This window comes from Bacillus sp. T17B1 (assembly GCF_026796395.1).
Classification (GTDB): Bacteria; Bacillota; Bacilli; order Bacillales; family Bacillaceae; genus Bacillus; species Bacillus spizizenii_A.
Map to the genome: position 1 here is coordinate 101822 of NZ_JALAYA010000019.1, position 25980 is coordinate 127801.

Consider the following 25980-nt stretch of genomic DNA (forward strand, 5'->3'; position numbering starts at 1 on the left):
CAACGATCGTTCTTTTTAAAGAATATTATAAATAAAGTATAATCAACGTTCAGTCGATTGAAAAACACCAAAATTGACCATTTTGTTCGTTTAAGAGAATATTTCGTCATATTACAAAGCCTTACTCAGTATTGCTCATCTTTTTGAAATTTTTGGTATTATTATGTGAAAAATTGAACGCATACCAAAATATGTTTTGGCAATAATAAACAAAGAAAGGGTGACAGCATGATGATCAAACAATGTGTGATTTGTCTTTCTCTTCTCGTTCTCGGCACCGCTGCCGCTCACGCAGAAGAAGCACCGCTTGTGACCGCCCGCCAGATGTCCAAATGGGAAGAGCTTGCAGTAAAAGAAGCAAAAAAAAGGTACCCGCTCGCACAGGTACTGTTCAAACAGAAAGTATGGGACCGCAAAAGAAAAGATGAAGCAGTAAAGCAATACCATTTAACCCTGAGGGAAGGATCAAAGGAATTCGGCGTATTTGTCACGATTTCATTTGATCCCTATAGCCAAAAGGTTAATAAAGTTGTCATATTAGAAGAATATCAATAAGGTCCTCCATGTTTGAAGGACCTTATTTGTTATATTTGCGGTTATTTTTTTCGTTTCAGCCATAGCCTGAAACCATAGGGTAAAATACCGAACCAATGCTGTGAAGCGGGCGTTTTTGTTTCTTTACGCACCTCTTTTCGTTCTTTTCGCTCATCTCTCGGAGTATCTATATATTTGACAAATTGCTGAGTCATATATTTGACATAATCATTCGTTTTCACGTGATCACCTCATCATTCAATTATTATGAAGTGTTGGCTCACATGACTTTTTTTATACCCTTTGCTTTGCTTTATTCTGTCCAGCTCAGCAGTTTTTTCTGTTTTTGATCAAATACGATCTGTGCAGTTCTTTCTGTTCCCGATTCCGTCAACGCTGTTATGTTGATTTCTTTTTGCTCTTTTATCGATGTATCGTGAATGCAATAAGAAACCCGCCCATATGGAAACTGCTTTGAATCCTTTTGGCCTTTCCGCTGTTCTAGAACATGCCGAATTGACAGAAGTGCGCCATTCTGAAGCAAATTCTCTCCTGTGTAAAACTCTTTTGTTTCCTTTTCAAACATGCAGCGTGAAATATATTGAGACGCAGTAAAGTTCACAATCAGCAGCACTAGCGTAGACACAAAAAGAACAGCGGGATAAATAAACCCTTTCGTGCTGTCCATTTATCCTCCTCCTAAATACGAATAGACCGGAAAAGCAGTTTGATACACTTTTTGGTGCTCACTCTCTATTTCCAGGAAAATAACATTATTTTTGATATCGGCTCTCATGGCTGTTATATCATCTAGAATCGGAACATGCCCTTTGCCATCTACCCTTTTTCTTATCATTGAATGATAAATTTCAAAACGTATATCTTGCCCAGAAGGATTGGTACAGATCAACACGCTCCCATGCTCGGCTGTCTTGACTGCGTGTGACTGCTTGCATTCGTTCATCATCTGTTCCATCGAAATCATCCATTCTTGTTGTGTGAAACCGTCATGTTCCTGCTGCTGTGACAAAAACAGATGAAAGAGCATAGCTAACGATCCAGATATGAGCAAGAATACAGAGAGCGAAAATAATACATTAAGAAGCGTATAGCCAGTCTGTCCGCAGAATGGTGAGGCAAAATGCTTTTTCTTTATAAGCTGCCGCTGATATGCATACGTTTTGATATTCCCCCTCCTCCTCCCACTTCAGCTTATAAATATGATTGTTCTTTGTTACTGTTTTTAACACAGCTCCTTCACCAGTCATCATATATTTGCTAATGCTTTCATTCGCTAACTGGTAACCAATTTCTCGTGATTCCGCCATATTTTCATCAGCTAACAGCTTGTCCCACATGGGGATAACTGTCAGCAGCAGAAACAGCCATAAACTTAGTGCAGACATTGTTTCAATTGTAGAAAAGCCTTTATTTTCTCTCCACATTGACTCTTCCGCTCCCTAAATAAATCGTCATGTCATAAGAAGTATGTCCTTTTATGCGTATTTTTCCGCCTGCATTCGGGTGCCCTTTCTCATTAAATTCCAAACGGTCTTTTAATGTCTGCGGTTCTATAGAAAGTCCCTTGGCATACGGCCGTTCAATTACCGTATCACCCATAACTAATTGATATTCTTTTCTCTGAAAGAGAATTTTGGTTCTTTGATGACTGGAAATTGCAGTCTGCTGTGCAAGCATAATGTCGTTTTTCAGCTGCCATGCCGCCTGGCGAACAGAAGTATTGGTATAAACAGGGGGAAGTGCAGTAAATACGGCAATCAAGAGGATAGAGGCGAGGGTTAACACAAGTAAACTCTCTAGAAGGGTAAAACCCTTCTCCTTGTTTACTTTAATGTTCAACCTTGACTTCTCCGCCACTGATGATAATGCGCTTCCCATTTGGACAAACTGCATCCTTTTTCACATAGCCCTCTGATTGTAAATCTGAAAGGCTCGGTGTCTGTCCTTCGTGGTCAAGCTCAAATGCAGTCATTTGTGCCTTAATCATGTTTTGCAAGCCTTCACAACCCTTTTTTTGAATGGTTTGATTATGTTTCGTGACGTTCGGTATCGTAATTAAAAGCAAGATTGAAATAATAAAGAGCACAATCAACATTTCAACAAGTGTGAATCCTTTCTCATTCATCAGCCTCTTCCTTTCACATTTGATTCATCATCTGATACATAGGCAAGAGCATAGATAAATACACAACTAAAATCATCGCAGCAACAAATCCATAAATCATTGGCTGAAGGATTCCTGTCCATTTTTGCGCCTTGAGTTCCAGCCTCTGCAATATGAACTGACTGTATGTGAAAAGCTCCCGATCCAGTCGGCCGTTCAGCTGGCCGTGAGATATGACTTTTGAAAGATCAGCTTCATAAAAAGGGCTTCCGCTAAGAGCGGTCTCTAGTGATTCACCAGCTTTTAGCCGTTCAATCACTTGTTCAGCTTCGCAGCGGTAGAAAGGGAGAAACGTTTGATGTTTAAATGCGTTAAGGCTGTCATATATTGAAAGACCCGACTGTAAAAGACTGCTTAGCTGCAAGGAAAAAAAGTAGCTGTTAAACAGCCTGACAAGGTTTCCGGCCAAAGGAATTCTTACCCAAATAAGCATTTGCCGGACAGGTGATTTTTTCTTAAACACAAGCCAATAATAAAGCCCGAAACCTGCTGCAAAAAGAGCTGCCAAAATAATTAAAAGATCAACGTGCTGAAAAAAAGCAAAAAGTATGTCAGTTGAACGTGTGGTTTCCATATTCATCGATTGATAAATACCGGAAAACTGAGGAATGATGATGGACTGTAACATATAAAACATGGCAGCGACCGTAAAGATGAGGAAAAGCGGATATCTCAGCACCCTTTTCAGCTGGTCTGCCTGTGCAATTTTTCGTTTCAGCAGCTCTCCGCTTTGTATCATGGATGCAGGCAGTTCCCCATGCGTTTCAGCAAAGTAACAAATGCCTACAGCTTCCTTATGAAATGACAAACTTTTTAGCACTTGATAAAACGGCGCCCCTTCCCCCAAACGAGTGACTGCGTCAATCAAATCAGCCACTTGCCTCTTGTTCATCTGGAGTTCCATCAGGCGTAAGGCGTCCAGAAGTGTATACCCGCCCGCCGTCATTTCACCGAGCCGCTTCAATAACTGAGCTTGATCCTTTAAAGGCCATGTTTTTCTAATCTGTTTCATGATAAACCCACCGGTCATAATTGTTTGTCGTCAAGTAGCCAAGCGCAATCCCTTTTCTAATAATTTGCCGAAGCGTTTGATATTGATAATTTGCATGATTTCCTTTTGCCTCTTGAATGCATTGCTGAAGGTTTTTTCCGTAAAGCAGCTCATAAACGCTTGCTCTTCTGGCGTTTCGCGACTGGCGGCAATACACCGATGAACATCCGTTTTCACAGAACGGGCAAGCTAAATCAACCAAGCGCTGAGCCGCTACCGCAATGACGGTCTGTTCGATTTCATTCATATTGATGCCGAATTCAAGCAGCCTGTAAATCGCGCCCTTCGCATCTCTCGTATGAAGGCTCGTCAGCACCAAATGCCCCGTCATCGCTGCCCGTACTGCGATTTCAGCTGTTTCCGCGTCTCTGATCTCACCTAAAATAATCATATCCGGATCATGGCGCAAAATAGCCTTCAGACCTGCCGAATATGTCACACCGGCCTTTTCATTCACCTGCACCTGAAGAACATCCTCGTCCCTTGTTTCAACAGGGTCTTCCAGTGTGACAATATTTCGATTAAAGTGTTTTTTTGCATATTGAACGAGAGAGTATAGTGTGGTGGTCTTCCCTGAGCCAGTCGGCCCTGTAAAAATGAGCATGCCATGCGAATGTTTTAAAAATGAGAGTAAAGTGGCTCCCGTCTTCGGAAATAATGACAGTTTATCGATCGAAGGGATATTGTATTGAGGCATCACTCTGATCACGAGGCTTTCTTCATTAATTGTGGGGAGTGTTGACATTCTTAAATGAACATGTCCCTCTTCTAGCTTTAACGTAAGCGAACCATTTTGCGGCTTCCGCCTTTCCCCTATGTCCATCGCTGAGAGAAATTTAAAGTGTGAAATCAGCCTTACGCACTCTTCTTTTTTCATGTGCCTTTTTTTCAGCAAGGCATGATCAACCCGAAAATGAATGATGGCGTCCCGCTCCCTCGGTACAATGTGAATGTCAGAAGCCTTTGTTATATATGCCTCTTCAATCAAGGCCCTGCTTATCTTTTCTATTGAATCCAATTTAAATCCCTCTCCTTTCAATGCGTATTGTAAAAAAAGAAGAATCTGTAATCAAACCGTGGAAAAGTGATTTCTGGAGATTTTATATGCAGAAAAATCAATTCCTGCTGACAGAAAAGATTATTTCAACTGAATGTACCTCATTGATTTCGCTATTTTCCCAATAAAAAAGCAGGCATGATGATCATCATGCCTGCTATGCCTGCTTCACTCCATCCTTCTATGCTGATTTAGAAATTTCACTTAATACTCTTATTCTTTACCAGCTGAACAAAAAATGGAACATCCTACAGTGTCCGCCTTTTTCGGGTTTTCTTTTTCTTCTTCCGCTCCTGCAGCATATCTCCCGTCCACCCTTTCTTCTTCAAATAGAGGTAGATCAGAACCGTGGAAGTGAGAATCAATAAGAGAGAATAGAGATATCCGTATTTCCAATTCAGCTCAGGCATCACTGAAAAGTTCATTCCCCAAAGGGCACCGAGTGCTGTAACCGGCGTAAAGAGCGTCGTGAAAATGGTCAGCGCTTTGAATATTTCATTTCCCCTGTGAGAGGTAATGACTTCCTCTGAATGCAACAGACTATTAAGCTCCCCTTCAAATTCACTGATGTATGTAAATCCCCTGTCAATTTTAAGTTGTATCCGCTGATAAACATTTTTACTTTCATTTTGGGGCAAAAAGGTTTCTTTCAATGCCATTTCAATTTTTTTAGTGCCTAGGATTAAGTTTTTCCAACTCATCAGCTCATGGTGCAGGCGATGTACACGGTTTAAAATGCTTTTGCTATTATCGTCTTTGATTTGCCATCTGAGCTTTCTCAGCTTTACTTCAAATTCATCTAAACCGATTAGATACGCATTCATTAACTCGCCGAGAAGGATCAAAAATCCCTCCATGGTACTATCCGCTTTTTCCATTTGCTGGACAACTTGTTTTCCCTTAATCTCCTTCAAAATTGAAAAATCAAAGTTAATGGTGAAAAAATATTGCCTGGTTATATAAAAGTGAAAAACGGTATGGTCTTTTTCCTCATCCAGCCCCTGATCATATACAATTGAGCCAAATACCGCTTCATTTTCCGTTTCAGTCGTGTCTACGCGCAAAAAATTAATATGATGGTTATTTTCAAACCACTTTTCACATTGAGGCCAGTGAGAAAAATGGATCAGATCTCTTGCCTTATCTCTCTCCTGAGGTCCCATTTGGTACCAAAACCATTCCTTTCCCGTATGTGCCTTCATGTCAAGCTCCTCCAAACTTTTGTTCTTTATTCTTTAATGCCCAAAGAAAGGCACTACTAAACCAGTCAGCCGCTCCAACGCATGTTTTGTGAGCAAATTCCGGTGGTATGGAATGTAGAAAGACATTGGAAAAGGGAGGTGCATGCCTTCCTTGGAGAAGGCAGTTGTTTTGGAATTTATCAATTTACTAGCAGTCGCTATTCTTATTTTGTTAACAGGATTTTTTGTTGCCGTAGAATTTTCAATCGTAAAAGTGCGGCGATCCAGAATTGATCAGTTTGTCGCAAAAGGAAAGAAAGGTGCTAAAGCAGCAAAGCACGTCATCACTCACCTTGATGAATATTTATCAGCCTGTCAGCTGGGCATCACAGTTGCAGCTTTAGGACTGGGCTGGCTTGGGGAACCGACTGTGCAAACTCTGCTTAAGCCGCTTTTTCATAAAGCAGGCTTAAATGAATCGCTGACCCACCTTCTATCACTCGTCATCGCCTTTTTGACGGTGACATATTTAAACGTCGTCATCGGGGAGCTGGCGCCAAAGAGTTTCGCCATTCAAAAAGCGGAAAGCATTACATTGATGCTCGCCAAACCGCTTATTTGGTTTTATAAGATCATGTTTCCATTCATTTGGCTGCTGAACCACTCAGCCCGGTTGATTACAGGGGCGTTTGGACTGAAGCCGGCATCGGAGCATGAGTTGGCATATACGGAGGAAGAACTGCGGGTTCTTTTGGCTGAAAGCTATAAAAGCGGTGAAATCAGAAAAAGCGAATTAAAATACATGAATAATATCTTTACCTTTGATAAACGAATGGCAAAGGAAATCATGGTGCCGCGAAATGAAATGGTCAGTTTGTCACTTGATGAAGACTCCATTCCAAATCTGCAGGAAACAGTGAAGCAAACAAAATATACACGGTACCCAGTTGTCAGGGAGGATAAAGATAATGTCATTGGCGTAATTAATATGAAAGAAGTGCTGTTTTCAATGCTGTCAAAAGATTTTTCACTTAAAAAACAGCAAATTGAACCTTTCATTCAGCCTGTTATCCACGTTATTGAGACAATTCCGATTTATCAATTACTGCTGAAAATGCAAAAGGAACGCACTCATATGGCAATCCTCATTGATGAATATGGCGGGACTTCCGGTTTGGTCACTGCCGAAGATATTATTGAAGAAATTGTAGGAGAAATCCGTGATGAATTTGATGCCGATGAAGTGCCTCATATTCGCGAGCTCGGAAAGAATCACTACTTATTAAATGCTAAATTATTAATCAGCGATGTAAATAACTTGCTTGGAACAGACCTGTCAGACGCAGAAGTGGACACCTTGGGCGGCTGGTTTCTCACACAAAACATAGACGCCAAGCCTGAAAGTGTTATTGTATATGGCGGCTACTCTTTTAAGGTAAAAGACATCGACAGTCATCACATTTTATTTATAGAAGTAAAAAAAGCTGAATAGCCCGAGGGAGGCTGTTCAGCTGCTTTTTCCAGAGGACCATCACAATGTCATCAACACTCTTTTATCTTAAATCCCTTATTGGCCAGGGCTTTAGCAAGACTTTGCTCGGTTTTCACATTCGAAAAATCCAGACCCAGCTTCACCACAGTTTGAGCAATTTCAGGTCGAATTCCTGAAATAATTGTCTCAATGCCGAGCAGTTTGGTGCTGTCAATCACTTTAAAAATTTGATAAGCCACCATTGTATCAACGATGGGAACGCCCGAAATATCTAAAAATAAATACGAGAGCTTTAACGCTGAGCACTGCTGCAGCACCGACTCCAAAATTGTCCTCGCTCTGTACGTATCAATTTCACCGACCAGCGGAAGAATCCCTATCCCCTCAGATATCGGCATAATCGGCGCACTCAATTCATTAATCATCTCTTTTTGCGCGTTTAATTGTATCATAGTGACCTGGTAATACTCTTCAGTAAACACTTCGATGATCTCATCAATGGTTTGATTCAAAATTTTGCTCCACTCACAAATGTCCTGGATGCTGATTTCTTGAGAGTAGGATTCGCTGAATTTCTGAATCCATTCAAACATGATATGCCTGAAGGCGTTAAACTGCCCAACACTTTCAGTTACAGTCACTTCATGAACGGCACGGTCTCTTGCGCATTGAAGAGACCATCGATTGAGCTCATCCTTTACGTCTTCTGCTTTTCTAAGGGATTTCGCCACGATGGTCACTAATGATTCGTTCTGGACTTTTAACTTTTGTTCTAATTTTTGCTGATCTTTAGCGGTATGCAGCCAGCTTCTTTTTGACGAGCAAGTATCCAGCCATTGTTTCATTATATCTTCTTTGTGCTCTGTTACATGCTGATCAAGAGCTATCATTTTAATGAGCTACCTCCTGTTTTTTAAAAAAATATATGCTTCATATGTATAACCCGTCTGCCTCTACACATACTATGTTTACATTCAATGGGCTATAGCCAAGCGGTAAGGCAATGGACTTTGACTCCGTGATCGTTGGTTCGAATCCAGCTAGCCCAGTTTCTGAACAGGTGAAAAACCGAAGATAAGCTGATTTTATAAATCAGCGGATCTTCGGTTTTTCATCATGCAGATTGATGAACTGTTTTCTTCTTCGATAACTTCAACAGTTCTCCCGGATTATAACCAATTACCAGCTTTTTGTTATCCACAAGAATCGGACGTCGCAATAGCTTCGGCTTCTCGACTAAAAGTTCCAGCACCTCATTTACCGTCATCTCTTCGATGTTTAAGTTTAAATTTTTGAAGGTTTGGCTTCTTGTCGCTAAAATTTCATCAATTCCTTCTGTCGTTAATGATAAGATGTACCTTAATTCTTCCACTGTCGGGGTTTCTCTGAATAAGTGCCGTTCGTTAAATTCAATTTGATGCGCCTTAAGCCAATGTTTTGTTTTTCGGCATGACGTGCAGCTTGGATATGAATAAAAAATTAATTGTTCCATTTGTATTTTCCTCCTCAGTTAACCATCTCTTTGTAGAATAACTACCCGGATCATTTTTCGTTTAAACCATTTACAGAAACTTTTTTCGGATTAATTTTAAAAGATCATTCATATAATAGAAAACACAATCAAAGGAATAAATTCCATTTGTATATCAATAATGAAAATGTTTACATTTATAGGTGTGATCTATTATAATAACAGTCAGAGGGACTCTCGGGAGGGGATAAAAATGAATCGCATGTTCCGGGTGTTAGGATTTTGGACGGGAATTTTTGCAGTCATGTTTTATTTAGGTGATATGAAAGATGCTTCCCTTTTATTTTTTGGACAGACGATCTTATTTGTATTTCTATCGTATTTGAACTTAACCGAACGCATGTATATTTATATTTTCGGAGCATATTTAACGATTTTCTTCGCCGGCTTTACATATTACTCGATTTTTATCATGATGCCCGGCGGCGGCCATTAAATTGAAAAAGAGACAAACCTTATTGGTTTGTCTCTTTTTCACAATTATTACAATGAAAACCCATTTAAAAACGGATTTTGATCCTGCTCTGTCTGCACGTCTGTTTCAGGACCATGGCCGCTTAACACCAGCGTGTGCTCCGGCAGCGTTAGCAGTTTTTCATGAATGGACGTCAGCAGCGTCTCTTGATCGCCGCCAATTAAATCAGTACGCCCTATGCCGCCTTGAAACAGGACATCACCGGAGATCACCAAGTCTGCATCCTTCACGTAGTAAGAAACACTGCCTGGCGAATGTCCCGGCGTAAATAATGTTTCTATATGAAACGGTCCGATATTCAACTCACCGTCTCCTTCAATCAGATGATCTGCAGGCTTAGCAGTAACTTCTATCCCTCGCAGCATGCCTGAGCCGTTTAAAGAGGCATCCGTAAGCCAATTCTTTTCATTCTGATGCAGGTAAACAGGAATATCCCATTTTTCTCTCACTTCATCAAGTGCCCCTATATGGTCAAAATGGGCATGTGTCAGCAAAATGGCTAAAGGCGTCAGCCCTTTTTCTTTTATGTATTGATTGATTTTATTTCCTTCGCCGCCCGGATCAAAAATCAGGCATTGATCATCATTGATGAGAAAATATGCGTTCGCTTGAATCGGCCCCACTGGCATTCGTCTCCATTTCACTTATATCACCTCTTTCTTTTTATGTTCCTATTATGAGGGTTTTTTCAAAAAGATTCAATCAATCGCAATGAAAACGCTATCGACAAACCTATAAAAAACAGGTAGAATAAAAATGGAAAGAATTGCAGGTTTTTCAATGTAAAAGGGGGCTGCGTAATGTTACTTGTTGTGATTTTCGGCCTTGTCGCTCTTTTCGCTTTATGGGGAGTCTTGCGTTCTGTTAAAAATAGAAATATACTTGGATTTTTATTGGCCGGAGCCACCTTATTTGTCTTTGGCTGGTTTACCGTGATGACCGTGATAAACAGCGGCTATCCAACTGCACATTAAAACCTGTATCCGATCGGATACAGGTTTATTTTTTATTGCTGTAAATGTTTATTGACACTTTCTATTTTACTTTCAAGCGTCGTTTTTTTGTCACGCCTATCATCGATGCGGATGTTCGTTGCCACTCTGTGCAGCCCTTTTTGAAACGGCGCTTCGTGAATGGCCTGTATGACTGTGAAAAGGTCACTGAGTTCTCCCTCGATCAGCGTATTCATCGGTGTCAGCTGATATTTGATTTTCCCTTCAGCTTTATACTCTTCTAAAATCTTTTGCACATCGGCCACGTAAGCACTTACACTAGGTGTTTCCGTACCAATTGGGATAATAGTCACATCTGCGATAGCCATCGTTATTCCATCTCCTTTTGATCAATGATGAGTTGCTTCGTTTCATGTGATTTCAATAAAATGATCTTCTCAAAATGAAATCCGTATAATGCATATTTCCCGTTCGGAGAAATTTGAATCGGCTCCATTTCCGGCAGCGAGAAAAGATCTTTTGTCTTTCCCGATGTCACATTGACAGCTGCGAGCTTATATTCATCGCCGCTTTCTTTAAACGTATAAAACAGGCCTTTTCCTTCATCATAGTCATACTCCATCGGGGCCAAACTTGTATATTTCATTTGGAGCGGCCATTCCGCAGTAACTGGCGATTTTGTTTGCGGCGTTTTAAACTGGTACGTCCCTTTTTCTCCGGAAGCTGGTTTGACAGTGAAACTCATTTGATGGAAAGAATCACTGAAGAGAACGTCATCCTCGAGCTTCTGTGCCGTGTTGGAGGCTGTATCAAACGTATATAAAGGCCCTGACTTATCGTCTCTTCCCTCTTTTACATAATCAAATGTGTTTTTGGATGTCCAATGAATAAACGGAACCTGAACCGGGCTTAAGGAAGACACGTCTTTTTTAGCATCCACCTGATATGTATGGAAATCCCAGTTTTCAGTGAATACCGTGACCATCATTTGATAAGGATCATATTGATTCCAAGCAGCCTCGAGCTCATACGTTTCGTAATCTTTTTGGTAAAGTGTCTCTCCTTTTGCATTAAGCAAAACCACTGCTGTCTTTTGACTGTGAGTGATTTGCAGCAGAATCATCTGCTCCCTCGGATTGATTTGAACATCAACGATTTGACCATCCGTTTGATAAAGCTTTTTCGATTTGCCGGTAAAGATACTGTACGCAAAAAGGTCCGTTTTCGTCGGATCAGACGCGGTATACAAAATTGTGCTATTATTAAGCCACCCTTCCGCTCCGTCCGTTTTTTCCGCGGAAAGCGGTATGATGTCTTTTTCCTCATCTTTTGCCGCTGATGCCTGTTTTTGCTGCTGATGAGATGGTTCGCATGCCGATAAACTAAACAGCAATGCCGACAGCAGAATGAAACAAACTGATCTCATCAGCCTTCCCCTCCGTTCATCTTTATTGTCTCATATTTACTTCGGCAGAAAAAAGAAAAAATTTCAGTTACTCATGAAAAAATAACGCTCTCCACAAAATGCCGTTTGTGGTGTTATAAATATGTGAAAACTGCTGAAACGGCAAAGGATTTTGGCCTTTTCCAAGTTCCACCGTATACCCTTCTTTAAAATAATGGTGAATAAACCAATCGCGAAATCCCGCGTAGCTGTCTATATCCCGTATTCCTTTATAAATGTTCCCGCTTACCTTCTCAAAATCCTTTATGACAGCAGCAGATTCTTCAGGTTCGAGGCCTTTATAGCCCCAATAAATTTCCTCCCCCTGAGTATGGAGAGCCAGCAGTCTGTCAGGCGGATTCTCCGTTATCAGCCGGTACATCGCAATGGATTCCGGCTCCGTAAGCGGAGAGATTCCCGGAAAATCGCGGTAGCTAGGTGCTTTCGGTTTGCGGTATTTTTCAATTTCCCATAACGATGGAAATTGTTTATTTAAATCGACCCCATTTATGTTTGCCTTCCATTCATTAAAATTCGGACGATGATCATTTAGCCTTTCAAGCTCATCTTTCCTGGCTCCCATGCCTTCTGATCCGTTCAAGACAAGATCAACACCATCCGGATTCACAAGAGGTACGAGAGACAATGATGTACTGCTGAACAGCTTCATGGGAGAATAGCCGAAAAAAGGCGAGTTGCAGCATAATGATATACAGTATTCCTTAAACCATTTCAGCAGGACAGACGTTGTAATCCACTCATTCGCATGAAATGAGGCGTTCATATGAACCTTATTTGCGGCATGCTCCCCGCCAGTTTTCAGCTCCCAAATTGGCCTGCCGAGTACAGAACGTCCGATTTCTCGGCATGAGACAAACGGAAACACATCAATGATCTTCTTTATTTCCTGATCAACAGCTGAAGCATCATAGATTTTTTCTTGCTTCACCCAGTTATCAGAAAGGTCCAGCTGCCGAGGCTGTAAAAAGCTTATTATGTCCTGAATGGTTTGGAGCTCTTTATCGTTATACTCTTCTATAACATAACCAGGACAATACAATTGATGTTTCTGTGCGGATTGATTTGAACTTCTAAGCAGTACTTCGTTTATCTTCAGCTCTCTCGCCACTCTGGCCAAATTATGCTTGATCTCAGGTTTCACCGTAATCAACGCCATCATCATCCTCCTTTTTTCTTTACTATATGACAGCGTATTAAAAAAAAGAAAGCCTCCCGCCACTTTGATGCGGGAAGACTTTGTGATTACGATGCCTTATCTAGCATTTGTCCTTCTTTTCGTTTTGACGAATGTAGCCTTTTCTGATCATAAAATCGTAACAAATCCCCGTAAATGATTTCATCAGAAAGTAATAGCTCCTGTTTCGCTTTATCAGCAAATGCTTCACATTGTTCTGCCTCTTTTAGCGGCTTTCCGGTTTCTTTGTCATAACAAGCACCATCTGTATAAACAACCTGATCCGTAATAAAGCTCCCGTCCCTCAGTACCGTAAAGTCCAGTTTTTCATCTGAAAGCAGATCATTTCCGAATTGAATGTAATCTTTCGTATCAATTCCTAAAAGATTCATCAGCGTCGGCCTGATATCAATCTGCCCGCCTACTGTTTCAAAGGTTTGCGGCTTTTTATCGGTAATACCGGGAATATGAATGACAAGCGGCACTTTTTGGAGCTGCACTTCTTCAAATGGTGTAATCTCTTTCCCTAAAAATTGCCCCATCGCTTCATTATGGTTTTCTGATATCCCATAATGGTCACCGTATAAAACGATAATAGAGTTGTCGTATAACCCGTCTTCTTTCAGCTTTTCGATAAACCGTTTCAGCGCCTCATCCTGATAGCGCACTGTCGGGAAATATTTATTTAGCGTCTGGCTGCTTGAATCATATTCATCAATCAATTGATCCTCTTCATCAAGATCAAACGGGAAGTGGTTCGTCAGTGTGATCAGCCTCGAGTAAAACGGCTGAGGCAGATTTTTCATCAGTTCTGAAGACTGCTCAAAAAATTCTTTATCCTTGAGTCCCCAGCCTACAGAATTTTTGTCAGTTACGTCATACGAGTTAATATCAAAAAACGAATCATATCCAAATGAGTCGTACATTAAATCACGATTCCAAAAGCTTTTATTATTAGCGTGAAACACCGCTGAATAATAACCGCTCTTTTTCAAAATCTCAGGTGCGGCCATGTATTGATTGCCCGCATTTGTAAAAAACACGGCCCCTCGTCCAAGCGGATACAATGAATTGTCCACGATGAATTCCGAATCCGATGTTTTTCCCTGGCCGGTTTGGTGGTAAAAATTATTAAAGTTGTAGCTCTGCTTTATAAAATCATTCAGAAAAGGCGTAATTTCTTCACCTTTCAGCTTTTCATTAATCACAAAGCTTTGCGTCGACTCTAAGGATACGAGAATAACATTTCTCCCTTTTGCAGCGCCGTATAAGCTTTTGTTGGCATCTTTCGCATTAGCGGTTACGTAGTTTTCAATTTCCGTCAGGCTGTTGCTGTCAGCCAAGGCCCTCTGTGCGGACTGTTTTGACTGAAGAACACCGTCGTAAATATGAAAATTAAACAGGCTGATGTTTTTAACAAGCATTTCCCTGTCAAATGAGCGTGTCAATAGCTGAGGTCTTTCCGCTTCAGACAGGCCTAAATTGAAGAAATAAACAGAAGCAACAAACAGAAAATATGCCGCCCGTTCATTTTTCGTGGAAGGAATGTCCGATCGAAAAGCTTTTTGCCGGATGTGAAGCCATATTAAAATCGCAATATCCACAGCCAATAGGAGATCTGTCGGCTCAAGAAGTGTTCCGATGCTGCTTCCGAGGTCACCCATATTGCTCGTTTGAAAAAGGACAGGGATCGTTAAGAAATCGTTGTAAAAACGGTAAAAAACCATATTAGCCAGCAATACAAACGTGACAAGACAGCTCATCGCGATAATGTAGCGATTTCTGTTTTTGCCTTTTAAAAACAGGCTGAAGCCAAAGATGAGCAGCAAAAAGCTCAATGGGTTGATAAATAAAATAAACTCCTGCGTTAGATTGTCAATTTTAATATGAAAACTGGTTTTGTAAACAGCATACGTTTTCAGCCACATCAATAAAATGGCAATCAGCATAAACGAAATCTTCGAAAAAAACGTTTTTCGCATTTCACCCTCCTATGCAGCACGCTCAAAAAATCAGTCTATTCCCAACATTCTCATTAATACATCAAATTAAATCTTAACCTGAACATAACAAAAAATCAATTTCATTTACACAATTTTAACAATTTTGATGTTTCAGCCATTCATTTTTAGCGATCCAAGCGCCGCCGATAACGCCAGCATCATTTCCAAGTGCAGCAATTGAAATATCAGCCGCTTCAGCTGCCCGCGGAAACGCACATTTGCGGAATGTTTTCTCGACTTTGGATCTCAGCAGTTCTCCGGCTTTCGATACACCGCCGCCAAGAACAATTTTTGAAGGATTAAGTGAGCTTGCCAAATTTCCCAGCACCAAACCAAGATGCTTGGCCACATAATCAACCACTTCAAGGGCAATTTCGTCATTTTTACCCGCCGCTTCAAATACATCCCTAGCTGACAATTGTTCAGTTGCTTTTAAACGTGTCGTCTGCTTAGCATTTGCAATTTTCTCTTTTGCAATTCTTACAATTCCGGTTGCCGACGCAATCGTTTCGATACAGCCCGTTTTGCCGCAGTTGCAAGGCGCCCCGCCTTCAGGAATGCTGCAAATATGGCCGATTTCCCCGCCGGCGCCATTTATGCCATGTGCAATTTCACCATTTACAATAATGCCGCCTCCAACTCCTGTGCCAAGCGTTACGAGAATGACGTCTTTGGCGCCATCACCCGCTCCCTTCCACAATTCGCCGAGCGCAGCAATATTCGCGTCGTTTTCTATAACAGCCGGGATTCCGGTTTCTGTCTCGAGATGGTTCTTTAAAGCATAGTTTTCCCACCCCAAATTTACCGTTTCATAAACGACTCCTGCCGCCATATCTACAGGGCCTGGTGCGCCCATTCCGATGTATTTGATGATATGCTTCGGTTTTTGCAGCTCATCCAGCTTACTGTCGATTGTTTTTGCAATTGTAACAGTTATGGTGTCGCCGCTTTTATCAGTTGGAACTTCCCACTTATGCTGAATTTCACCATATTGATTAATAAAAGCGAGTTTAATTGTCGTTCCTCCTAGATCAATGCCCGCAAACCATATTTCATCCATTTTGATCACCTTAGCCTTTACATAAATCTCTTCCGTTTTTTTGTTTGTTCCAATTCTTTTCGAAGAACCGCTGTCGCTTTGGCCCACTGCTCCTTCTCGATCATGTGGTTCATGTATAATTCCTTTAATTCATCTAGCATAAACTCAATTTCAAGCTCTCTATCCCCAAAGTAAACAATGTGTCCAAACGTTTTTAAAAGCTGCTGCACATCATAAAATGTATTCATTTTCCTCACCATTCTTAATCTTAACTATCATAAGCGTATTCATATGGAAGCGGCCAGTCAAGAAGAAAACGCTGACAAAAAAGCCAGCCTCCTTCCTTGGCATTTTGCTTCCTTATAATTCTTTATTGTTTTCAATTCGCTGCTGCTGCTCTTTGTAGCGCTGCTCCTTCGGCTTCAATTTTACAGCCGACTTGATAGCCGTTTCTGCTTGATCAAGCTCATTTTTTTCCGCATACAGCAAGGCTAAATAATAATATGAGGCATGGTCTTTAGGGTCTTTTTTCACTGCCCTTTCCAAAAGGGAAGCCGCCTGACCATATTCGCCGATTTGAATATCTGAAACAGCCAGAATTTTCAATAGATCGACTGAGGCATTCTTTCGCTCCGCTTCTCCGTTGAGCAATTCCGTTACTTCTTCATACTTTCCTTCCTGATACAGCTCACTTGCCTGCTGAATCAGTGCTGACTCTTGGCGGGAAGGCGAATGCAATCCATAGTATAGAAACCCGGCCGCCAAAACAATCAGTAAAACTGCTGACAACACTCTTTTTCCCCAGGCTCCGGCTTTAGGCAATCCGAGTGCGGCAGCAGCGAAAAAGCCGCCAATCAAGCCGCCAATATGTCCCGAATTGTCTATATTCGAAACCGCAAAACCAAAGACAAGGTTGATCATAATGATGACAATAATATTGGTTCCAATGGTTCTTAAGAACATTTTCCGATTTGACAAAGCAACATACAGCAATGCACCTAAGCATCCGAATATGGCTCCTGAAGCGCCCGCTGAAGGATACGGACTGAACACAAAGCTCGCGATTGAACCTGTAATGCCAGCCGCCAAATAAATTAGCAGAAATCTGACTGATCCGTACATCCGTTCAACCGCTGTACCAACCGACCATAAAGCAAGCGTATTAAACGCTAAATGCACTATGCCAATATGAAGCACAATCGGAGTTAGAAGCCGCCACCATTCTCCGTCTGCAATCAGACTGTTTTCCTTTGCTCCAAAAGCGACCAGCGTCTCCGTATTCGTGCTGCCCCCATTTAATTCAAGCAAGAAAAACATGAGGACCTGAAACGCGATGAATATATATGTAAAGATTGGTTTTCCATTTTGAAAAACCGCTGCTGCATTTTTTCTCTGTTCTTCTTGCTTCAGTACGAGCGAAAGGAAGCGTTCTCTCGCCATTTGCACGTCTTCAAACGAATTATGGGCTTCTGTGCATTCTTCTGCAGGAAATGATGGGAAAACAGCTTGAAGATCATCACAAAGCATCGTTCCCCTCACGAGCGCCGGCTTAACTGACACAGTTCCGTTCTCAAAAGGCTTTTCGGCAATCTCTTCCCAGTCATCAACAGGGGCTTCCGCTGAAAAAAATACATTCAGCAGCTTCATCTTGCGTCTGCCAAATTGCTTTCTGACTCGTTCTACCCGCTCAGCCTGCTCTTCGATATCTCTTTCTATTTCTTGACTGAAATCAAGGTCATGCTTATAAAGGCGAACCAGATCATGAGAGGACTTGTCCGGTGCTTCCAGCCATATTTCATTTGACTCACCGGCTTGTATGACGCCATACCCGCCTTTCATTAGGTGCGCCGCGATATTCCAATATGTATACTCCAGCAAATACATGTTTACCGCTCCAATGGTTTTTTCTCATTATAACAGCTGGCGCTCCGAACGCCTACTGAAAGCAAAAAATCCCGTTTTTCACGGGATTTTAGAAAGCTTGCTGTATAAACTTATTACGGATAAACGGAATTTTTAGAAATAAATGGATAAAAGACCGCCTAATGCCCGGCTGGCTGAGGACGGTATTCATAAGACGATAGCGATTTTGATAAAACATGACGGCAGAAACAGCGAAAATGGCATAAATCATAATTTTTTTCATTATATCCCTCCTGCCAATAGGGTTTGTCATTCTTTCTTATTTATTCTTGAATAAGGACCAGGAAAGTTATGAAAAACAAGAAATGATCTGATCCTCTGTTATCAGCTTATGTACCGGGATGTCATGCGGCTGACGGGGAACGTGCGCAAACAACTGGCACTCCAAAAGCAAAGAGACTGTCTTCCCTTTATAATCGCTTAAAAAACGGTCATAATAGCCGCCGCCAAAGCCAATCCGAAACCCGTCAGTATCGAAACAAACACCCGGAACGATTATCAATTCAATTTGTGATGGTTTCATTGCTTTTGTTTTTTCAATCATCGGCTCAAGAAGTCCGGCGTAAACGGTTTCGAGCTGATCATCGGTTTGATATGTGCGGAACTGCATGTTTTTCGTACCAGGGTCGCATTTGGGAATACAAACTTGTTTTCCTTCTTCCCAAGCCTGCTCAATGACTGGACGCGTCGGTATTTCCAGCCCTCTGGAGATGGTGACGGCAATGGTGCTGGCATTTTGCCATTCCGGCAGTGAAAACAAATGCTTGTACATACGTGCTGTTTTTTGAATAAGATCTTCACTTGATACAGCAGATAGTGCCTCTATCGTCTTTTTTCTTAATTGTGATTTCATTTCTCATCCCCCTCGGAATAGAAAAAAAGCCAGAACCTTTTTCAAAGCTCTGGCTTTTTTCTCACACCTCAAACAGCTAGGCTGTTATTTTGTTTCACGGTGTAACGTAGATTTTTTATCACGTGGGCAATATTTTTTAAATTCAACGCGGTCTGGATTGTTGCGTTTGTTCTTTTTAGAAATATAGTTACGCTCACCACATTCAGTGCAAGCCAAAGTAATATTAACGCGCATTATTTTCCCTCCAAACTAAAATCATTTACTTATTCAGACTTATATATAATACCACTATAATGGACGGAATGCTAGGCTGTTTTTCAATGAATTGCTGAATTATTGTTGATACGCTCATAAAGTCGTAATTATGATTCCGTGATGAGCCGGGGATGGTGAAGTTTGATCACCTGTTGGCGGCCGGCTTCTTTTATCCGGCGGGCTTTTTCCCGGTCTTTTAAAAACCTGTACAGCAGGTCAGCCGCTTCCTGTGCGTGCGTAAAATCCACGGCGATTGCCGTTTTGTCATGAAAGGCATAGTCACAAAAGCCGCCCGACTGAGAAACGGCAGTCAGCACACCTTGTTCCATGCTTTCCTGCGCGGCAAGCCCAAACGGTTCATATTTGCCCCCTCACTTCCTCCATAGATGCAGGGCTCGGGATAACGGTTAAATTTTTCCGTGCTGCCTTATCAAGAGACCGTTTCATAAAAGTGCTTAATACAATCAGTTCATCAGCGGATTTTATAAGGAGCCGTTCGGTCTGAAGTCTGTATGGATGTGGTGCTTCTTGACAAGCCTTCTTCCTTTCGCTTTCAAGACCGTGGATTGTCGCAGCATACGGAAGGCCAAGCCGCTGTTTCAAATCATAAGCAGCGGGAGCTGTCATGTCGTCATGGGCATGAATAGATCAAAGCGGTTATTGCAGGATAATACATGTCGAACCATAGTAAAGTTGGCATCAGCTATAAAATCTTCAAACTGCGCATATGAAAACAGCGGCCTGCTTGGAGTACAAACTGTAATGTTTATGCAGTTTCAAATAGGAAATCAGACGGTTTAAATGGACACCGAGCCCGCTTTTCGGCTCATGGGGATGTTCGAGTGAAAGCATGAGAACGTTCATCGTTCTTTTTCTCCTCTCCCATAACATGTGTAGGCAGAAAATTGCTTTTCCCACCTGATGTGCGCATCATTAGTCTGAAAGCTGTTTATATCACGAATCCCATTTTCCGCAAGATAGATGTCCTTTGTACCAGCGAGCTTGAGAGAGACATTCATTGAGTTTACAATTCTATATTCAGCCCGATATATAGCATCACCAGCCGCCTGTCCAATTGTCCAATCCCCTTTACGATACGTTGTGCGCTTTGTCCTGACAGCTTCGATGTCTTTTCTTTTGATGACAATGCGCAATTCTTTTATCATATCCTGCGGTTTTTCAAAAAGTACCGCTTCAGCCAACCGCATTGTTTCTTCCGAGATTTCCCAGCTTACAGTCAGGGTGTAAGCGTTTTGAATGATCATGTCGAATGTGTCCCTAAAAAAAGAAAGCTTATGTCGTATATTATAGGGAAATGGGTATTTATCCATGGAATTCTAACATTCTCCTTTCTATCGTTCACTCAGTGCTCCTATTAAACCATTACATTGAGGCGAAGCAAAGAAAGATTTCTCGACAAAATCTCGTTTTTTTCGCGAATGCCTTTAGAATCCATTGGTTTTATGGTATAAAAAAGAAGGATAAAAAAAGAATAGAAGGTGATGAAACGTGGAAATTGCTATTATTGCGTTGTTTATCGTCAGTATAGCGCTAATTGCATTCTCATATTCTCAAAGAGATCCGATGAAAGATGTAGAACAGGAGCTCGAAACACTGCAGCTTTCTGCGATGCAGGAAATCTACAAGCTCAAAAAGAAAATGACAGTGCTTGAGGAAGAATTACTGGAAACAAACCTTGTCATCCGCAAATCAAAGCATAGCGACATTAATCAAAAGATCGCTAAACAAATACTTTCTAAATATAATAACGGCATGTCCGCAGAAGCCATTGCTAAAGCTGAGCATGTATCAGTAGAAGACGTGAATACGATTATCAAAGATAACGAGAAGGTGCTCGTATGACAAAACGGGGCATTCAGGCATTTGCTGGCGGCATCATTTTAGCGACTGCCGTTCTTGCAGCTGTTTTTTATCTGACAGACGAAGATCAAGCCGTTGCAGTAAAAGAAAATAAAACAGTAACCGAACAAGACGTGAACAATTACCTTGATTCTAAAAAAATGGTTTCTGTTAACCGTGATGAATATCAAAAACTTCTCGATTCAAAAGAGAAATCCTTGAACGATGACAGCAGCTCAGACACGAAAACAGAAAAAGTCAAAACGTACAAGCTTACTATTAAAGACGGCATGAGCACTGCAGATGTATCTGCTATTCTTGAAAAAGAAGGCATTATCTCCTCGGCTCAAGACTTTAACGACTATGTCATTGATGCCGGCTATCACAAAGAAATCCGCGCCGGCAACTTTACAGTAAAATCTGACATGAGTTTCAAAAAGATCGTAAAAACGTTAACACGATAAAAAACAGGCTGACTGTCAGCCTGTTTTTTTCATCCGAATTTTCCTGTAATATAATCGAGAGTTCTTTGATCCTGCGGGTTAGAGAACATTTTATTGGTATTGTCGCATTCAACAAGCTCGCCCATGTAGAAAAAGGCGGTTTGATCAGAAACCCGTGCTGCCTGCTGCATGTTGTGCGTAACGACAACAATCGTATATTTATTTTTCAGCTCAAGAATGAGTTCTTCAATTTTTCTCGTTGAAATTGGATCTAACGCAGATGTCGGTTCATCCATCAGCAAAATATCAGGATTTGTCGCAAGCGCTCTGGCAATACAAAGGCGCTGCTGCTGGCCGCCTGATAGCGAAAGGGCTGATGAATGCAAACGATCCTTCACTTCATCCCATAACGCCACGTCTTTTAATGACTTCTCCACAATATCCTGAAGCTTTTTTTTATTTTTAATGCCGTGGACTCTCGGCCCATAAGCGACATTATCGAAGATAGATTGCGGAAACGGATTCCCTTTTTGGAATACCATGCCGATATTTTTTCGTAAATCCACGATATCCACTTTACCCTTTAAAATGTTGCTGCCATTATAGTTTAGTTCACCTGCAAGTTTTACATTCGGCGTCATTTGAATCATTAAATTCAATGTTTTAATGAAGGTCGATTTCCCGCATCCTGATGGTCCGATAATCGCCGTGACCTCGTTTTCATGAATGCTCAAATTGATATTTTTCAAAGCATGATGCTGTCCATACCATAAATTCATTCCATTGACTTGATAGACTTCCTGTTTTATTACAGCTTCGGTAGCAATACTCATTGCTGCCCTCCTATCCGAATTTCCCGTTTATATAATCCTCTGTTTTTTGCTGCTTCGGACTGGTGAAAATCTGTTCAGTCTGCCCGTATTCTACAAGCTCGCCGTTTAGAAAGAATGCTGTCCGGTCAGAAACCCGCAGAGCCTGCTGCATATTGTGCGTGACAATAATAATCGAGTATTCTCTTTTTAATTCTGTAATTAATTCCTCTATTTTTGCGTTTGAAATCGGATCTAGCGCTGAAGCTGGTTCATCCAGCAGAAGAACGGCCGGCTTCATCGCAAGTGTTCTCGCGATACATAAACGCTGTTGCTGGCCGCCTGATAACGAGAGTGCAGATGAATGCAAACGATCCTTCACCTCATCCCAGAGCGCAGCTTTTGTTAAGCTTTCTTCCACAATTTCATCTAAAACAGCCTTATTCCGCTCCCCGGCATATTTCAATGCATGTGTGATATTCGCATAGATCGATTTCGGAAAGGGATTCGGTTTTTGGAAAACCATTCCGATTTCTCTTCTTAAGCTGACAACGTTAATATTGCCACCCAGTATATTTAATCCTTCATAAAGGATTTCACCTTCAGCTCTTGCAGACGGAATTAAGTCATTCATTCGATTAATATTTCTCAAAAAAGTTGACTTTCCGCATCCTGACGGCCCAATTAAAGCGGTCACCGCATTCTTTTCAATATCCATATTCACATGGTGTACCGCTTGTTTAGTGCCGTAAAAAATAGACAGATCTTTCACTTCGAGCACGTGGCGCTGTTTCGGAACGAATACAGTACGCTCAGGCTTTTCTATTACCATTTGTACAGACATGTTTTGTCGCCTCTTTCCGTTCTAATTTGCCGTAAGCTTTTTGTAGATCATTGTGCCAAGCCATCTTGCTGCGAGATTAAACACTAGAACAGAAATCACCAGCACCGCAGAACCTCCGTTGGCAATTGCTTCAGCATCCGGAATGATTCCTTGCGTATTTACGTTCCAAATGTGGACCGCAAGTGTTTCAGCTGGCCTGAAAATATTAAGCGGCGATGTTTCAGAAAATGGGTTCCACTCCGTAAAATTAAGACGCGGCGTTGTCAAACCGGCTGTAAATAATAATGCTGCCGCTTCCCCGAACACCCTTCCTGACGCTAAAATTGCTCCTGTGATGATAGAAGGAATCGCACTTGGAATTAAAACCGTTTTTACGGTATGCCAGCGTGATACACCTAAAGCAAGAGAGGCTTCCTTCAGATCTTTAGGGACTGAACGGATCGCATCTTCAGTCACACGCACCATGACAGGGAGGTTGAAAACAGTTAACGCAAGCGCCCCGCCTATGATCGTATATCCCCAGCCTGTTAAGTTGACAAACATCAATAATCCAAACATCCCAATGACAATAGACGGAAGAGATGAAAGCACCTCTATACATGTTCTGATGAAATCAGTCACTCTGTTATTAGGCGCGTACTCAGCCATGAACACTCCGCCGCCCACACCGAGCGGGATTGTAATCAGCATCGTAATAAACAAAATATAAAAGGAATTAAACAGCTGGTCGCGTATTCCTCCTCCAGCTGCAATGGCGCTCGATTTTGTCGTAATAAAGTCGAAGCTGAGCTGAGAAACACCGTTTATAATAATATAGGAGAACAAGCCTACTAGAATTGCAGCGATAATGGCTGCGCACAACCCAAACATTCCAGTCGCCAGTTTATCTGTTATTTTGCGGTTCATTACACTTTCCTCCTAGATGACAAGTAGCGAATAAGCAAGATGAACAAGAATGACATTACCAGAAGCACAAGCCCCATTGACCACAGCGTATTGTTTTCAACACTGCCGTATGTGGTGTGGCCCATATTCAGCGTGATGATCGTTGTCAGTGTTCCAGCAGTGTCAAACAGGCTTTCTGGCAATACTCTTGTATTTCCAATGACCATCTGAACAGCCAAAGCTTCACCAAACGCCCGTGCCATACCAAGCACAACAGCCGTCATTAATGTTGGAAAGGCTGCAGGCACTAATACTTTTCTGATCGTCTGCCATCTAGTCGCACCTAAGGCGTAAGAACCTTCTCTTAAGCTCTTCGGAAGGGAAGCTATCGCATCAGCAGAGATCGATGTGATGGTCGGCAGAATCATGATAGAAAGAACAATCGTTCCCGCCAATAAACTGTGCCCTGTTCCGCTCGATTTGAACTGGGCGATAAATGGTACCAATACTGTAAGACCTATGAATCCATAAACAACAGATGGAATGCCGACTAAAAGCTCAATTACCGGCTGCAGCACTTTCTTTCCCCAATTCGGCGCAATTTCTGTCATGAAAATCGCACCTGCAATGCCAAGCGGCGCCGCAATGAGAGCAGAAAGAATCGTTACTGCAAATGATCCAAAAATAAATGGCAGCACGCCATATTTCGGATCGGAATCTGTAGGGTTCCAATTTAGGCTCGTTAAGAATTCAATTGGGCTTACACCATTTACAAGAAAAGATTGCAGCCCCTTAACGCCGAGGAAAATAGTGATCGCAACAGATGCCGCAATCATAATAAGCGCACAAGCTGTCACAATCATTCTTCCTCGGACTTCATCCAATTGCTGATTTTGCCTTGAGCTGATCAAACGCTCGCTCACAGACATATTTTCTCTATTGTTTATCATTGTTTTACACTCCTATGAATGTGTTAAGAGGAGAAACGGTTGTCCCCGCACTCCTCTTTATATTAAGATCAGCTTTGCTTCCCGTTGGCATCGCGTGTCACTTTCATATCAGTAACCGGAATGTAGCCTTGGTCAGTAACAATGCTTTTTTGAATGTCTTCACTCTTTAGATAATCAAGAAATTCTTTAGCTAAATCTGTCGCTTCACCTTTTGTGTAAGAGTGCTGATAAGCCCAGATCGGATACTCGCCAGCTGCAACATTTTCCGCTTCAGGTTTTACGCCGTCAATAGATAGAGCAGTTACTTTGTCATCTGTTAAATATGAGAATGCAAGATATCCAATTGCTCCCGGAGTGTCAGCAATGATCTTTTTCACTGTGTTGGAAGAATCTTCAGTAATGCCTTCTGCAGGTTCTTCTCCGTCAAGCGCATATTTCACAAATGTTGCACGTGTACCAGAAGAATCAGGACGGTTTACAAGTGTAATCTTTTGGTCTTTGCCGCCAAGCTCTTTCCAGTTTTTGATTTTGCCAGTGAAGATTTTTTTCAATTCATCTTTTGAAATATCCTTTACACCAGTATCAGGGTTTACAGCTGCTGCCATGCCAACTACTGCGACTTGATGATCGACAAGCGCTTTTGCATCGATCCCTTCTTTTTCTTCAGCAAAAACGTCTGAATTCCCGATCTGAACAGCTCCTTCAGAGACCTGAGAAAGCCCTGTTCCAGAACCACCAGCTTGTACCTGTATATCTGCATCAGGGTTTTCTTCCATAAATTTTTCTGCGGCTGCAAGTACTAATGGCTGCATAGCCGATGAACCAGAAATGGTTAAAGAACCTGATGCCTTTCCTTCTCCTTTTGCAGAATCGCCATTCGATTTTTCACTTTCTCCTGCATTTCCGCATGCAGCTGCAATCATCATAAAAGCAGCCATCAGAAGCATAAGCACCAATTTGTTTTTTTTCATTTCTTGAATTCCCCCTGCGTATAATGTGTAATTTGTCCTACACGTCT

33 protein-coding genes, 1 tRNA gene and 2 pseudogenes are annotated in these 25980 nt (G+C 41.7%); 7 read left to right on the forward strand and 29 right to left on the reverse strand.

The features are described from left to right. Positions 1 to 228 precede the first annotated feature (228 nt). Positions 229 to 555 carry a YqzG/YhdC family protein gene (locus MOF34_RS10200; protein WP_019714959.1) on the forward strand — a complete coding sequence of 109 codons (327 nt, stop codon included), beginning with the start codon at positions 229 to 231 and terminating at the stop codon, positions 553 to 555. A gap of 41 nt (positions 556 to 596) precedes the next feature. On the opposite strand, the gene MOF34_RS10205 is transcribed toward MOF34_RS10200, so the two are convergent. The 9 genes from MOF34_RS10205 to MOF34_RS10245 all read right to left on the reverse strand — a co-directional run bounded on the left by MOF34_RS10205 (position 597) and on the right by MOF34_RS10245 (position 6029). Beyond that, the gene (locus tag MOF34_RS10205) at positions 597 to 776 is read right to left on the reverse strand and encodes a YqzE family protein (protein WP_003226330.1); all 180 of its coding nucleotides are present in this window, start codon (positions 774 to 776) and stop codon (positions 597 to 599) included. A 71-nt stretch (positions 777 to 847) separates the two neighbouring features. Further along, positions 848 to 1222: a competence type IV pilus minor pilin ComGG gene (gene comGG, locus MOF34_RS10210; RefSeq protein WP_268400082.1), complete on the reverse strand. Its 375-nt coding sequence runs from the start codon at positions 1220 to 1222 to the stop codon at positions 848 to 850. Continuing rightward, the gene (comGF, locus tag MOF34_RS10215) at positions 1223 to 1606 is read right to left on the reverse strand and encodes a competence type IV pilus minor pilin ComGF (protein WP_268400083.1); all 384 of its coding nucleotides are present in this window, start codon (positions 1604 to 1606) and stop codon (positions 1223 to 1225) included. A 25-nt stretch (positions 1607 to 1631) separates the two neighbouring features. Then, entirely contained in the window at positions 1632 to 1979 is a 348-nt protein-coding gene (comGE, locus tag MOF34_RS10220; RefSeq protein ID WP_268400084.1) for a competence type IV pilus minor pilin ComGE, read from the reverse strand. Further along, positions 1963 to 2394 carry a competence type IV pilus minor pilin ComGD gene (gene comGD / locus MOF34_RS10225; protein WP_268400085.1) on the reverse strand — a complete coding sequence of 144 codons (432 nt, stop codon included), beginning with the start codon at positions 2392 to 2394 and terminating at the stop codon, positions 1963 to 1965. Before comGD ends, comGE begins: the two co-directional genes overlap by 17 nt. After that, the gene (gene comGC, locus MOF34_RS10230) at positions 2384 to 2680 is read right to left on the reverse strand and encodes a comG operon protein ComGC (RefSeq protein ID WP_268400086.1); all 297 of its coding nucleotides are present in this window, start codon (positions 2678 to 2680) and stop codon (positions 2384 to 2386) included. Before comGC ends, comGD begins: the two co-directional genes overlap by 11 nt. 13 nt (positions 2681 to 2693) lie before the next feature. Continuing rightward, positions 2694 to 3731, reverse strand: coding sequence for a competence type IV pilus assembly protein ComGB (gene comGB / locus MOF34_RS10235; RefSeq protein ID WP_268400087.1), 1038 nt, complete (start codon positions 3729 to 3731; stop codon positions 2694 to 2696). Next, positions 3718 to 4788, reverse strand: coding sequence for a competence protein ComGA (gene comGA / locus MOF34_RS10240; protein WP_268400088.1), 1071 nt, complete (start codon positions 4786 to 4788; stop codon positions 3718 to 3720). The genes comGB and comGA overlap by 14 nt, the downstream gene beginning before the upstream one ends. A gap of 287 nt (positions 4789 to 5075) precedes the next feature. Continuing rightward, positions 5076 to 6029 (reverse strand): magnesium transporter CorA family protein, encoded by a 954-nt coding sequence (locus tag MOF34_RS10245; protein WP_268400089.1) that lies wholly within the window; start codon positions 6027 to 6029, stop codon positions 5076 to 5078. Between the two features lie 142 nt (positions 6030 to 6171). Between MOF34_RS10245 and MOF34_RS10250 the strand changes: the two genes are divergently transcribed. Then, positions 6172 to 7500, forward strand: a complete 1329-nt coding sequence (locus MOF34_RS10250) for a hemolysin family protein (protein WP_268400090.1) — start codon at positions 6172 to 6174, stop codon at positions 7498 to 7500. Between the two features lie 50 nt (positions 7501 to 7550). On the opposite strand, the gene MOF34_RS10255 is transcribed toward MOF34_RS10250, so the two are convergent. After that, positions 7551 to 8390 (reverse strand): STAS domain-containing protein, encoded by an 840-nt coding sequence (locus MOF34_RS10255; RefSeq protein ID WP_019714969.1) that lies wholly within the window; start codon positions 8388 to 8390, stop codon positions 7551 to 7553. An 88-nt stretch (positions 8391 to 8478) separates the two neighbouring features. Between MOF34_RS10255 and MOF34_RS10260 the strand changes: the two genes are divergently transcribed. Then, a tRNA-Gln gene (locus MOF34_RS10260) sits at positions 8479 to 8549 on the forward strand. Positions 8550 to 8614: 65 nt separating this feature from the next. Here MOF34_RS10260 and mgsR read toward each other — a convergent pair. After that, a complete protein-coding gene (gene mgsR / locus MOF34_RS10265) occupies positions 8615 to 8992 on the reverse strand; it encodes a transcriptional regulator MgsR (protein WP_019714970.1) in 378 nt (125 codons plus the stop codon). 232 nt (positions 8993 to 9224) lie between these two features. Between mgsR and MOF34_RS10270 the strand changes: the two genes are divergently transcribed. Further along, positions 9225 to 9467, forward strand: coding sequence for a DUF2626 domain-containing protein (locus MOF34_RS10270; RefSeq protein ID WP_019714971.1), 243 nt, complete (start codon positions 9225 to 9227; stop codon positions 9465 to 9467). Between the two features lie 47 nt (positions 9468 to 9514). Here the strand turns inward: MOF34_RS10270 and MOF34_RS10275 are convergent, their stop codons facing one another. Beyond that, positions 9515 to 10150, reverse strand: a complete 636-nt coding sequence (locus MOF34_RS10275) for an MBL fold metallo-hydrolase (RefSeq protein WP_019714972.1) — start codon at positions 10148 to 10150, stop codon at positions 9515 to 9517. Positions 10151 to 10306: 156 nt separating this feature from the next. On the opposite strand from MOF34_RS10275, the gene MOF34_RS10280 reads away from it, so the two are divergent. Beyond that, positions 10307 to 10480: a DUF2759 domain-containing protein gene (locus MOF34_RS10280; RefSeq protein ID WP_014114408.1), complete on the forward strand. Its 174-nt coding sequence runs from the start codon at positions 10307 to 10309 to the stop codon at positions 10478 to 10480. 32 nt (positions 10481 to 10512) lie between these two features. Here MOF34_RS10280 and MOF34_RS10285 read toward each other — a convergent pair whose 3' ends face one another. The 12 genes and pseudogenes from MOF34_RS10285 to MOF34_RS10340 all read right to left on the reverse strand — a co-directional run bounded on the left by MOF34_RS10285 (position 10513) and on the right by MOF34_RS10340 (position 20502). Then, on the reverse strand, positions 10513 to 10827 hold the full coding sequence (locus MOF34_RS10285) for an MTH1187 family thiamine-binding protein (RefSeq protein WP_019714973.1): 315 nt from the start codon (positions 10825 to 10827) through the stop codon (positions 10513 to 10515). A 2-nt stretch (positions 10828 to 10829) separates the two neighbouring features. Then, positions 10830 to 11885, reverse strand: a complete 1056-nt coding sequence (locus MOF34_RS10290; protein ID WP_268400091.1) for a hypothetical protein — start codon at positions 11883 to 11885, stop codon at positions 10830 to 10832. A 67-nt stretch (positions 11886 to 11952) separates the two neighbouring features. Continuing rightward, complete coding sequence (locus tag MOF34_RS10295; RefSeq protein ID WP_080010324.1) at positions 11953 to 13083, reverse strand: M14 family metallopeptidase; 1131 nt, start codon at positions 13081 to 13083, stop codon at positions 11953 to 11955. Between the two features lie 83 nt (positions 13084 to 13166). Continuing rightward, positions 13167 to 15080, reverse strand: a complete 1914-nt coding sequence (locus tag MOF34_RS10300; protein ID WP_268400092.1) for an LTA synthase family protein — start codon at positions 15078 to 15080, stop codon at positions 13167 to 13169. 115 nt (positions 15081 to 15195) lie between these two features. After that, positions 15196 to 16161: a glucose kinase GlcK gene (glcK, locus tag MOF34_RS10305; protein WP_268400093.1), complete on the reverse strand. Its 966-nt coding sequence runs from the start codon at positions 16159 to 16161 to the stop codon at positions 15196 to 15198. Positions 16162 to 16171: 10 nt separating this feature from the next. Continuing rightward, positions 16172 to 16388: pseudogene (locus tag MOF34_RS10310) on the reverse strand (YqgQ family protein). Between the two features lie 112 nt (positions 16389 to 16500). Further along, the gene (gene yqgP / locus MOF34_RS10315) at positions 16501 to 18024 is read right to left on the reverse strand and encodes a rhomboid protease YqgP (RefSeq protein WP_268400094.1); all 1524 of its coding nucleotides are present in this window, start codon (positions 18022 to 18024) and stop codon (positions 16501 to 16503) included. An 88-nt stretch (positions 18025 to 18112) separates the two neighbouring features. Next, positions 18113 to 18286: a hypothetical protein gene (locus tag MOF34_RS10320; protein ID WP_268400095.1), complete on the reverse strand. Its 174-nt coding sequence runs from the start codon at positions 18284 to 18286 to the stop codon at positions 18113 to 18115. A 66-nt stretch (positions 18287 to 18352) separates the two neighbouring features. Beyond that, a complete protein-coding gene (locus tag MOF34_RS10325) occupies positions 18353 to 18916 on the reverse strand; it encodes a 5-formyltetrahydrofolate cyclo-ligase (protein WP_268400096.1) in 564 nt (187 codons plus the stop codon). 84 nt (positions 18917 to 19000) lie between these two features. Next, a complete protein-coding gene (rpmG, locus tag MOF34_RS10330; RefSeq protein WP_003153056.1) occupies positions 19001 to 19150 on the reverse strand; it encodes a 50S ribosomal protein L33 in 150 nt (49 codons plus the stop codon). Between the two features lie 128 nt (positions 19151 to 19278). Next, a pseudogene (locus tag MOF34_RS10335) lies at positions 19279 to 20035 on the reverse strand (glycosyltransferase). After that, positions 20032 to 20502 carry a hypothetical protein gene (locus MOF34_RS10340; protein WP_268400097.1) on the reverse strand — a complete coding sequence of 157 codons (471 nt, stop codon included), beginning with the start codon at positions 20500 to 20502 and terminating at the stop codon, positions 20032 to 20034. Before MOF34_RS10340 ends, MOF34_RS10335 begins: the two are co-directional and overlap by 4 nt. Before the next feature lie 178 nt (positions 20503 to 20680). On the opposite strand from MOF34_RS10340, the gene MOF34_RS10345 reads away from it, so the two are divergent. Both MOF34_RS10345 and MOF34_RS10350 read left to right on the forward strand, forming a co-directional pair. Then, entirely contained in the window at positions 20681 to 21034 is a 354-nt protein-coding gene (locus tag MOF34_RS10345; RefSeq protein WP_003226272.1) for a hypothetical protein, read from the forward strand. Beyond that, the gene (locus MOF34_RS10350) at positions 21031 to 21495 is read left to right on the forward strand and encodes an endolytic transglycosylase MltG (protein ID WP_019714981.1); all 465 of its coding nucleotides are present in this window, start codon (positions 21031 to 21033) and stop codon (positions 21493 to 21495) included. The genes MOF34_RS10345 and MOF34_RS10350 overlap by 4 nt, the downstream gene beginning before the upstream one ends. Positions 21496 to 21524: 29 nt before the next feature. Here the strand turns inward: MOF34_RS10350 and pstB (MOF34_RS10355) are convergent, their stop codons facing one another. The 5 genes from pstB (MOF34_RS10355) to MOF34_RS10375 all read right to left on the reverse strand — a co-directional run bounded on the left by pstB (MOF34_RS10355) (position 21525) and on the right by MOF34_RS10375 (position 25933). Continuing rightward, on the reverse strand, positions 21525 to 22307 hold the full coding sequence (gene pstB, locus MOF34_RS10355) for a phosphate ABC transporter ATP-binding protein PstB (protein WP_268400098.1): 783 nt from the start codon (positions 22305 to 22307) through the stop codon (positions 21525 to 21527). A gap of 10 nt (positions 22308 to 22317) precedes the next feature. After that, positions 22318 to 23127, reverse strand: a complete 810-nt coding sequence (gene pstB, locus MOF34_RS10360) for a phosphate ABC transporter ATP-binding protein PstB (RefSeq protein ID WP_268400099.1) — start codon at positions 23125 to 23127, stop codon at positions 22318 to 22320. Positions 23128 to 23148: 21 nt separating this feature from the next. Beyond that, positions 23149 to 24033, reverse strand: a complete 885-nt coding sequence (gene pstA / locus MOF34_RS10365) for a phosphate ABC transporter permease PstA (RefSeq protein ID WP_003226265.1) — start codon at positions 24031 to 24033, stop codon at positions 23149 to 23151. After that, positions 24033 to 24962, reverse strand: coding sequence for a phosphate ABC transporter permease subunit PstC (gene pstC, locus MOF34_RS10370; protein WP_268400100.1), 930 nt, complete (start codon positions 24960 to 24962; stop codon positions 24033 to 24035). The genes pstA and pstC overlap by 1 nt, the downstream gene beginning before the upstream one ends. Before the next feature lie 68 nt (positions 24963 to 25030). Then, complete coding sequence (locus tag MOF34_RS10375; RefSeq protein WP_019714986.1) at positions 25031 to 25933, reverse strand: phosphate ABC transporter substrate-binding protein; 903 nt, start codon at positions 25931 to 25933, stop codon at positions 25031 to 25033. Positions 25934 to 25980 lie beyond the last annotated feature (47 nt).

What these genes read in the sequence shown, in the direction of transcription:
- MOF34_RS10200 (WP_019714959.1), top strand. Translation starts at nt 229, where the DNA reads ATGATGATCAAACAATGTGTGATTTGTCTTTCTCTTCTCGTTCTCGGC.
- comGG (WP_268400082.1), bottom strand. Translation starts at nt 1,222, where the DNA reads ATGGACAGCACGAAAGGGTTTATTTATCCCGCTGTTCTTTTTGTGTCT.
- comGE (WP_268400084.1), bottom strand. Translation starts at nt 1,979, where the DNA reads ATGTGGAGAGAAAATAAAGGCTTTTCTACAATTGAAACAATGTCTGCA.
- comGC (WP_268400086.1), bottom strand. Translation starts at nt 2,680, where the DNA reads ATGAATGAGAAAGGATTCACACTTGTTGAAATGTTGATTGTGCTCTTT.
- comGB (WP_268400087.1), bottom strand. Translation starts at nt 3,731, where the DNA reads ATGAAACAGATTAGAAAAACATGGCCTTTAAAGGATCAAGCTCAGTTA.
- MOF34_RS10245 (WP_268400089.1), bottom strand. Translation starts at nt 6,029, where the DNA reads ATGAAGGCACATACGGGAAAGGAATGGTTTTGGTACCAAATGGGACCT.
- MOF34_RS10250 (WP_268400090.1), top strand. Translation starts at nt 6,172, where the DNA reads ATGCCTTCCTTGGAGAAGGCAGTTGTTTTGGAATTTATCAATTTACTA.
- MOF34_RS10255 (WP_019714969.1), bottom strand. Translation starts at nt 8,390, where the DNA reads ATGATAGCTCTTGATCAGCATGTAACAGAGCACAAAGAAGATATAATG.
- mgsR (WP_019714970.1), bottom strand. Translation starts at nt 8,992, where the DNA reads ATGGAACAATTAATTTTTTATTCATATCCAAGCTGCACGTCATGCCGA.
- MOF34_RS10270 (WP_019714971.1), top strand. Translation starts at nt 9,225, where the DNA reads ATGAATCGCATGTTCCGGGTGTTAGGATTTTGGACGGGAATTTTTGCA.
- MOF34_RS10280 (WP_014114408.1), top strand. Translation starts at nt 10,307, where the DNA reads ATGTTACTTGTTGTGATTTTCGGCCTTGTCGCTCTTTTCGCTTTATGG.
- MOF34_RS10285 (WP_019714973.1), bottom strand. Translation starts at nt 10,827, where the DNA reads ATGGCTATCGCAGATGTGACTATTATCCCAATTGGTACGGAAACACCT.
- MOF34_RS10290 (WP_268400091.1), bottom strand. Translation starts at nt 11,885, where the DNA reads ATGAGATCAGTTTGTTTCATTCTGCTGTCGGCATTGCTGTTTAGTTTA.
- MOF34_RS10295 (WP_080010324.1), bottom strand. Translation starts at nt 13,083, where the DNA reads ATGATGGCGTTGATTACGGTGAAACCTGAGATCAAGCATAATTTGGCC.
- MOF34_RS10300 (WP_268400092.1), bottom strand. Translation starts at nt 15,080, where the DNA reads ATGCGAAAAACGTTTTTTTCGAAGATTTCGTTTATGCTGATTGCCATT.
- glcK (WP_268400093.1), bottom strand. Translation starts at nt 16,161, where the DNA reads ATGGATGAAATATGGTTTGCGGGCATTGATCTAGGAGGAACGACAATT.
- yqgP (WP_268400094.1), bottom strand. Translation starts at nt 18,024, where the DNA reads ATGTATTTGCTGGAGTATACATATTGGAATATCGCGGCGCACCTAATG.
- MOF34_RS10320 (WP_268400095.1), bottom strand. Translation starts at nt 18,286, where the DNA reads ATGAAAAAAATTATGATTTATGCCATTTTCGCTGTTTCTGCCGTCATG.
- MOF34_RS10325 (WP_268400096.1), bottom strand. Translation starts at nt 18,916, where the DNA reads ATGAAATCACAATTAAGAAAAAAGACGATAGAGGCACTATCTGCTGTA.
- rpmG (WP_003153056.1), bottom strand. Translation starts at nt 19,150, where the DNA reads ATGCGCGTTAATATTACTTTGGCTTGCACTGAATGTGGTGAGCGTAAC.
- MOF34_RS10340 (WP_268400097.1), bottom strand. Translation starts at nt 20,502, where the DNA reads ATGGATAAATACCCATTTCCCTATAATATACGACATAAGCTTTCTTTT.
- MOF34_RS10350 (WP_019714981.1), top strand. Translation starts at nt 21,031, where the DNA reads ATGACAAAACGGGGCATTCAGGCATTTGCTGGCGGCATCATTTTAGCG.
- pstB (WP_268400098.1), bottom strand. Translation starts at nt 22,307, where the DNA reads ATGAGTATTGCTACCGAAGCTGTAATAAAACAGGAAGTCTATCAAGTC.
- pstB (WP_268400099.1), bottom strand. Translation starts at nt 23,127, where the DNA reads ATGTCTGTACAAATGGTAATAGAAAAGCCTGAGCGTACTGTATTCGTT.
- pstA (WP_003226265.1), bottom strand. Translation starts at nt 24,033, where the DNA reads ATGAACCGCAAAATAACAGATAAACTGGCGACTGGAATGTTTGGGTTG.
- pstC (WP_268400100.1), bottom strand. Translation starts at nt 24,962, where the DNA reads ATGATAAACAATAGAGAAAATATGTCTGTGAGCGAGCGTTTGATCAGC.
- MOF34_RS10375 (WP_019714986.1), bottom strand. Translation starts at nt 25,933, where the DNA reads ATGAAAAAAAACAAATTGGTGCTTATGCTTCTGATGGCTGCTTTTATG.